The sequence below is a fragment of the Trichococcus flocculiformis genome (assembly GCF_900113645.1).
In the GTDB taxonomy this organism is placed as follows: Bacteria; Bacillota; Bacilli; order Lactobacillales; family Aerococcaceae; genus Trichococcus; species Trichococcus flocculiformis.
In genome coordinates this window covers 174,338-180,746 of sequence record NZ_FOQC01000002.1, presented here as the reverse complement: position 1 = coordinate 180,746, position 6,409 = coordinate 174,338, and the positions used below count along the sequence as shown (strand labels likewise).

The window sequence follows — 6,409 nt, the reverse complement described above, 5'->3', positions numbered from 1 at the left end:
AAGGCACCTAGTGCCATCCTTACCGGTTTGGCGATGTTTCCTCTGTCACTGTTGAACAGAGCAGCGTACTTATCTTCAATGACTGACCAGGGAATCGAATCCGCTTTTTTGACCCAACGGTTTTCTGGGTTCATCGTCAGGCCCAATGGCTGATCGAAGTCATAAATGGTTAATTGCCGATTCGTCTGCTTTTTGTACATTTTCATCGCCTCTTCGTATCATTTTTGAAAAAAGTGCACGGGTTTTTGGTGTTTTGCGCTGGATTCCATGCATCTATTATACCAAAAAACATCTAAAAACGCTGTTATGATAAGGTTTGTTAATTATTCAGTAGACATTATATAGTATCGACGGTTATTTTAAAAAAAATACACCTGAAAAAGGTCCACCCTGATTCGCATCCATTGATCAGTTGTCGCACCTGAATCCTCAGAAGCCTTACTGTACCTAAAAAAACGCACAAACAGTGGCCGGGACAGTCCCGGCCGCTGCTTGTGCGTTTTTTCGATAGATTAATCTCTGTGCTCTTCCAAATCTTCGACTTCTTCGATCGTCATACCTTGATGTTCCTGCATAAATTTTTCGCGCTCTTTGTCGCGGTACTTGTCCATCTTACGGCGGAACAATTCACCGTTGGAGGGAGGCGTCCAGCTGATGGCATTGGCGCCGGCATTGATAGCAGCCAATATCGTCTCATCTGTAGGTCCTCCGGTTGCGATAATCGGAACATCCGGATACTTTTCGCGGATGCGGCTTACGATATAAGCGGTGTCTTTTCCGCCGCTGACATTCAGGATGTCAACACCAGCATCCAAACGCTCCTGGATATCCATGTATTCCGTCACGATGGTGCAGACGATCGGAATATCCACAGTTTCTTCAATCTGTTTGATCGTATCGATCGGTGTCGGCGCGTTCACGACTACAGCCAAGGATCCTTGCGCTTCAGAAAACAAAGAGATATTGGCACTACGTTTACCTTGCGTCGTCCCACCTCCGACGCCCGAAAGGATCGGAATGGTCGAGACATTGGCTATACTTTGGATGACCGCCGGATGCGGGGTAAATGGATAAACCGCGATGACGGCATCCGCATCGTTATTCAGGATAATCGCAATATCCGTAGTAAAGATCAACGATTTGATACGTTTTCCAAAAATCCGGATTCCGGAACAATTCCGGATCACACTTGGGACTTGGACTGTATCACTGCGCAAATCGGTTGTGATGCTTGGCGCTTCTCGTTTGATTCTTGGTTCCATTCTTTCGCTCCTTTACTGTTGATTTTTATGAAATGATCTTGGCTGATCAGCCAATGATTAGGTTTTCTTCCTTCAGGACTTCCGAATAGAACACCGCACGCGCTGCTTTTCTTCTCGGCTCAACGATGAAGGTAAGGATGCCGAAAATGGCGAATGCAGCAAGCATCAAGCCTACCAGCAACAACGCTTGGTACAGTAATGCATCGGAATCAGCCGTTGTCGCTCCGGCATATATGTTGAATGCAGCTATCCCGACACCAAAGAACAATACCACAGGAATCAGGTAGACAACAAAATAAGTCAGATCCAATTGGAAAAGTCTCATCTTTTTGCCTTTCATGAAAGCTTCGCTTTGTCGCAGGATATCCGTCGTTTTCATGTCCGGATTATCGAAATAAATGAAATTCGATAATGCCAAAGCGTAAAGCTTCATGATACCCGGTATGATCAGCAATACGGACCAGAGAATGACATAAACCGCCTGCAGCACCAGAACGCCGAGGGTTTTGAACAACTGGTTTTCAAACGGTTTGAGCAGATGGCCCGACGAAAGCGGTGTACCGTCCAGCATATCCAGATAACCCCACTCGTTCCCCATCTGCATGGAGCCGATGATCAACGCCACGATGATCGAAAGGACGACATTCAAAGTCGTTTGGAAAGGTGAGGATTGCATTGAAAAGACGGAATCCCAATTCGGCAAAGTTTCCCCCGTCATCTGCATATTCAGAGCACTTTCGCCTGTCAACGTCCGGACTACCGATTGCATGACGCTGTTCGCGATTGTGATAAGGATCAAGTTGACGACCGCCATTTTATAATTGCCGCGTAAATATTCTCTAGCTGTTGATCTGATTTCTTTGTTTGTTAACATATAACTATGACCACCCCTTACAATTTGCGATAGTGTCATTATACCACAATTGTACAATTTGTAACGCTTTCAGATGATTGTCTTTCATTTATTCACTTGATGATGTGTCCGCTTTCCTATCCCTCCACTTTCGCTCCGCAATTTGGACAATAATTGGAGCCATGAGGATAAGAGGCACCGCAGTTGGGGCATCTGCTTTCAAGCGGTTCACCTGTTTGATACATCTGCAGATCGCTGTCGCGGATCGAAACCGTTTCTTTCCATTCAATCGCTTTTCCTACAAGCGGATCCAGCAGGTACCATGTGTCGCAACAGGTTGTGCGGACAAGGTATTTTTTCCCGAAGGTGATGACCGGGATGAAAAACAGGCGGAAACGATTGCCCACGCGATAGACTTCATAGCGCCCAAAATGTCCACAGCGGCTGCACGTGATGGTTTGATTGTACTCCAACAGTTTGCGGAACGGCAATACATCAAAAAATAGAAACATTAAGCATTCCTCCTTTCCAATTCTTTGAATGTCTGCTCGTACGCTGCCAATGTCGCATCGTCAAAGCAGACAAAAATGATTTCAGTGATGATTGATTGCGGCTGATTTTCCAGGTAAGCCTTGACGGTTCCAACAGCAATCTTGGTTGCTTGGCTTAGTGGATATCCATAAATACCCGTGCTGATTGCTGGAAAAGCAAGCGTATGGATGCCGTTGGAGTCCGCAAGCTCCAATGACTTTTGGTAGCAGGAAGCCAGCAAATCCGCTTCGCCATGCGTTCCTCCTCGCCAGACAGGACCGACCGTATGAATCACAGAAGCCGCTTTGAGCTGGAAGCCGGGCGTAAGTTTCGCCTCACCTGTGCGGCATCCGTTCAACAAACGGCAGGCTGCCAACAATTCCGGACCAGCAGCACGGTGGATGGCGCCATCGACTCCTCCCCCGCCCAGCAGGCTTTCATTGGCGGCATTGACGATGGCAGCGACTTCGCAACGGGTAATGTCGCCTTTAAGCACATGCAACTTTGTGTGACTGACCTGCAATTCCTTCATTCCGATTCCTCCCTCATAACCTGTGTTCAGTCCGGACATATCAATATGTACACTTTACCGTGAACTACTCGGGCATAAATGACCGAGCTTCTGGGAACAGAGCAGACTTGCCGCGTTGAAAATCCAACGCAACAGCGGTTTCTCCTATTAACCGAGGCCAGTTCCTGACCTGTGCCTTTAACGCTGGGCAAGCGCTTTGTTGAGGATATTGATGGCCGCATTCACATCGCGGTCAATACCTGTGGTATGACAATGCGGGCAAGCGAATGTGCGGATCCGCAGCGGTTTCTTGCCGGTGTTTTCCCCGCAATGCGAACACGTTTGGCTCGTATAAGCGGGGTTCACCAATACCAGTTCCTTGCCGTACCACTCGCATTTGTACGCCAGCATGGACTTGATTTTCGCCCAGGCGGCATCGGCGATGGAACGCGCCAGCTGACGGTTCTGCAGAAGATTCTTGGTTTTCAAATCTTCCAGGACGATCAGGTCGTATTTTTTGACCAGGCTGGTTGTGTATTGTTGCAGATAGTTGTTGCGTTGATTGGCAATCTTTTTGTTGATACGCGCCACTTGTTCCTTGGCTTTTTGGACATTTTTGAAATCAGAAAGCTCAAGTTCGATTTCTTGCGCTTTCGCTTGTTCGATTTTGACAAGCGCCTGTTGACGGCGCCGGGCCAATTTCCGTTCCCATTGCCGTTTTTGTTTCGCCAATGAACGCTCGAATTGTTTGTTCGGCAGTTTGTAACCATCCGATTGGATGGCCAGGTCGGCAATGCCGAGATCAATCCCAACGGATTTGCCTGTTGATTCAAAAGTTGTTGCCTCAAACGCAACCTGCAGCGTCGCTTCAAAGGTGCCGTCCGCCTTCTTGTGTATGACCACACTCTTGATTTTGTCTTTGACGCGATGCAGGCCATTGGCTTTCACCAAGCCCACTTTCGGCAATTTCAGATAATGATTATCCACGACCTGGATATTGCCGTTCACACAATTCGATTTATAGCTGTTTTTGGGTCGCCGACGCGACTTGAATTTTGGGAAACCGTTCTGTTTCTTGAAGAAGCGGTCATAACTATCCGCAAGATCCGCAGATGTGTAAAGAAAACTGGTGCTTTCGGCTTCTTTCAGGAACGGAAATTCGATTTTCATTACCTTAATCAGATAATTCATGCCGAATTTGGTGACGAAAGAGCCGCCATTTTCATGGCCCGCAAGCTGCATCCCGAGCAGTTGATTCCAAAGGAATCGGTTCAGCCTGAAATTGTTTTCGATGGCTTCTTGCTGAGCGACGGTCGGGTACAATTTAACTTTTATCCCTTTCAATGTCATTGTGATTCACCTCCTTTTTCCTTGCTATCTTTGTGTTCATTGTACCATTTAAGGGCAGACAATACGCAGTAGGAGGAGTGCAAAAAAAAGATAAAACAGCGGGAATTCATCACGGGTTTGAAAGCCCGTGTTTCCTTCCCGCTAACTCAAAAATCCGGTTGATTATCCATTTGGCAGAACCATCCGAAGCGGACGTATGGGAGCGGGCACTCTGCTAGACATTTGGGCGGAAAAGGAATTAAATGGAATTGAAGAAATAACCGAAAGAAGGTTTTCAAAATGGCGGATAATCAGAAAAAAAAGAAGCAGATCCTCGGCGTCGAAAGCAATATTTTCTTTGTCGGCTTGACCAGTTTCCTGACGGATACGACGACAAAAATGGTCTACAGCATACTGCCTTTATTTCTGACGACACTGGGCGCCTCGAAAACGGAAATCTCCCTGATTGAAGGGATCGCCGAAAGCACCGCTTCCGTCCTGAAATCCCTCTCCGGTTGGTGGAGCGATAAAATCGGACGCAACAAACCTTTCATGATCATCGGTTACGGCATCACCGCGCTCCTTTCCCCGCTGTTCGCATTCGTGACGACACCCTTGCAGGTCCTGTCGATCCGTTTTGTCGAACGCGTCGGCAAAGGCATCCGCACCGCTCCCCGGGACAGTCTTGTGGCCGGTTCTTCTGAAGAAAACAACAACGCCGGTCTGAATTTCGGTTTCCATAAAGCGATGGACAACAGCGGAGCCATCGTCGGGCCGCTGACCGCCTTCGCTGTACTGGCCGCTTTTCCTGGCGATTACCGACGCGTCTTCCTGTTTGCGGCCATTCCGGGATTTTTGGGGCTTCTGTCGATCATCTTTTTTGTGAAGGAAGCCAAGCGCGCCAAATCGGAGCGGCTCGGGAAACTGGCTTTCCGGGATTTCCCGAAGGATTTCTATCTTTTCCTTTTCATCGTTTTCCTGTTCACATTGGGGAATTCGACGGATGCGCTGCTCCTGATCAAAGCAAGTGACGTCGGCGTCAGCGATGCTTTCATCCCGATTATGTATCTGGTGTTCAATGCCGTTTCGGTCGCCTTCGCCGTTCCACTCGGGAAACTGTCCGACAAAATCGGCCGTAAGCGGATCATCATCGGCGGCTACCTGACGTTCGCGCTGATCTATTTTGGTTTCGGCAAAGCGACGACCCCTTTCGCCATCGTCGGTCTGTTCGCCTTTTACGGGCTGTACAGCGCCGCCACGGACGGCATCCAGAAAGCCATGGTATCCGACATCATCGGCAAAGAAAAAAAAGGCACCGGTCTGGGCCTCTACAACGCGATTCTTGGGATGACGCTGCTGCCTGCCAGCCTGATCGGCGGTTGGTTCTATGATACGTTCAACAACCGGGTGCCCTTCTATTTCGGTGCCGCCACCGCCCTGCTAGCTGCATTGTTGATGTTCCTTTTCTATCAGCGCGGGAAACGCAACGGAGCGGAACATTCTTGATGCTAGGTGCTGCGTCCAATTTTTTCGGCTGAAGGACGATATTCCCCGCCAAACTGGTTCGAGGCTGCTGAAAAAGTCAGATAAATTTCTGGCTTTTTTTGTATTTTGGAGGAAAATAAAGATATGAAGGGGTGATAATTATGCTACGCAATGAAGAAAGGCTCACAGTGAGTCCTTACGCTCAACTTTATGATATTTTGGTCCCTGAGGACCATATATTAAGAAAAATAAATACACTGGTGGATTTCTCTTTTGTTTATGACGAAATAAAAAAGAATTATACGGTTGATTTCGGAAGAAAGGCTGCTGATCCTGTTTATATGTTGAAACTATTACTTCTCAAAATTCTGAATCCTTTGTCAGATCGCGATCTATGCGAAAGGGCTAGATATGATATATCATTCAAATACTTTTTAG

General features: G+C 47.7%; 7 protein-coding genes and 1 pseudogene. 2 read left to right on the top strand and 6 right to left on the bottom strand.

The window, feature by feature from the left end:
- From BMZ71_RS14780 to BMZ71_RS01820, 6 genes and pseudogenes are all read right to left on the bottom strand, one after another.
- A pseudogene (locus BMZ71_RS14780) lies at positions 1–200 on the bottom strand (IS5/IS1182 family transposase); the annotation flags it as partial.
- Positions 201–512: 312 nt separating this feature from the next.
- Entirely contained in the window at positions 513–1,262 is a 750-nt protein-coding gene (locus tag BMZ71_RS01840) for a hydrolase (RefSeq protein WP_086990900.1), read from the bottom strand.
- 46 nt (positions 1,263–1,308) lie between these two features.
- On the bottom strand, positions 1,309–2,136 hold the full coding sequence (locus BMZ71_RS01835; protein ID WP_177187455.1) for a DUF975 family protein: 828 nt from the start codon (positions 2,134–2,136) through the stop codon (positions 1,309–1,311).
- Between the two features lie 116 nt (positions 2,137–2,252).
- Positions 2,253–2,627, bottom strand: a complete 375-nt coding sequence (locus BMZ71_RS01830; RefSeq protein ID WP_086990895.1) for a zinc ribbon domain-containing protein — start codon at positions 2,625–2,627, stop codon at positions 2,253–2,255.
- Positions 2,627–3,178, bottom strand: coding sequence for an O-acetyl-ADP-ribose deacetylase (locus BMZ71_RS01825; protein WP_086990894.1), 552 nt, complete (start codon positions 3,176–3,178; stop codon positions 2,627–2,629). The genes BMZ71_RS01830 and BMZ71_RS01825 overlap by 1 nt, the downstream gene beginning before the upstream one ends.
- 177 nt (positions 3,179–3,355) lie before the next feature.
- Positions 3,356–4,507 carry an RNA-guided endonuclease TnpB family protein gene (locus tag BMZ71_RS01820; protein WP_086990892.1) on the bottom strand — a complete coding sequence of 384 codons (1,152 nt, stop codon included), beginning with the start codon at positions 4,505–4,507 and terminating at the stop codon, positions 3,356–3,358.
- Positions 4,508–4,786: 279 nt separating this feature from the next.
- Between BMZ71_RS01820 and BMZ71_RS01815 the strand changes: the two genes are divergently transcribed.
- On the top strand, positions 4,787–5,992 hold the full coding sequence (locus tag BMZ71_RS01815; RefSeq protein WP_086990890.1) for an MFS transporter: 1,206 nt from the start codon (positions 4,787–4,789) through the stop codon (positions 5,990–5,992).
- 140 nt (positions 5,993–6,132) lie between these two features.
- On the top strand, positions 6,133–6,409 hold a 277-nt coding region (locus BMZ71_RS01810; protein ID WP_177187456.1), incomplete at its 3' end, for a transposase.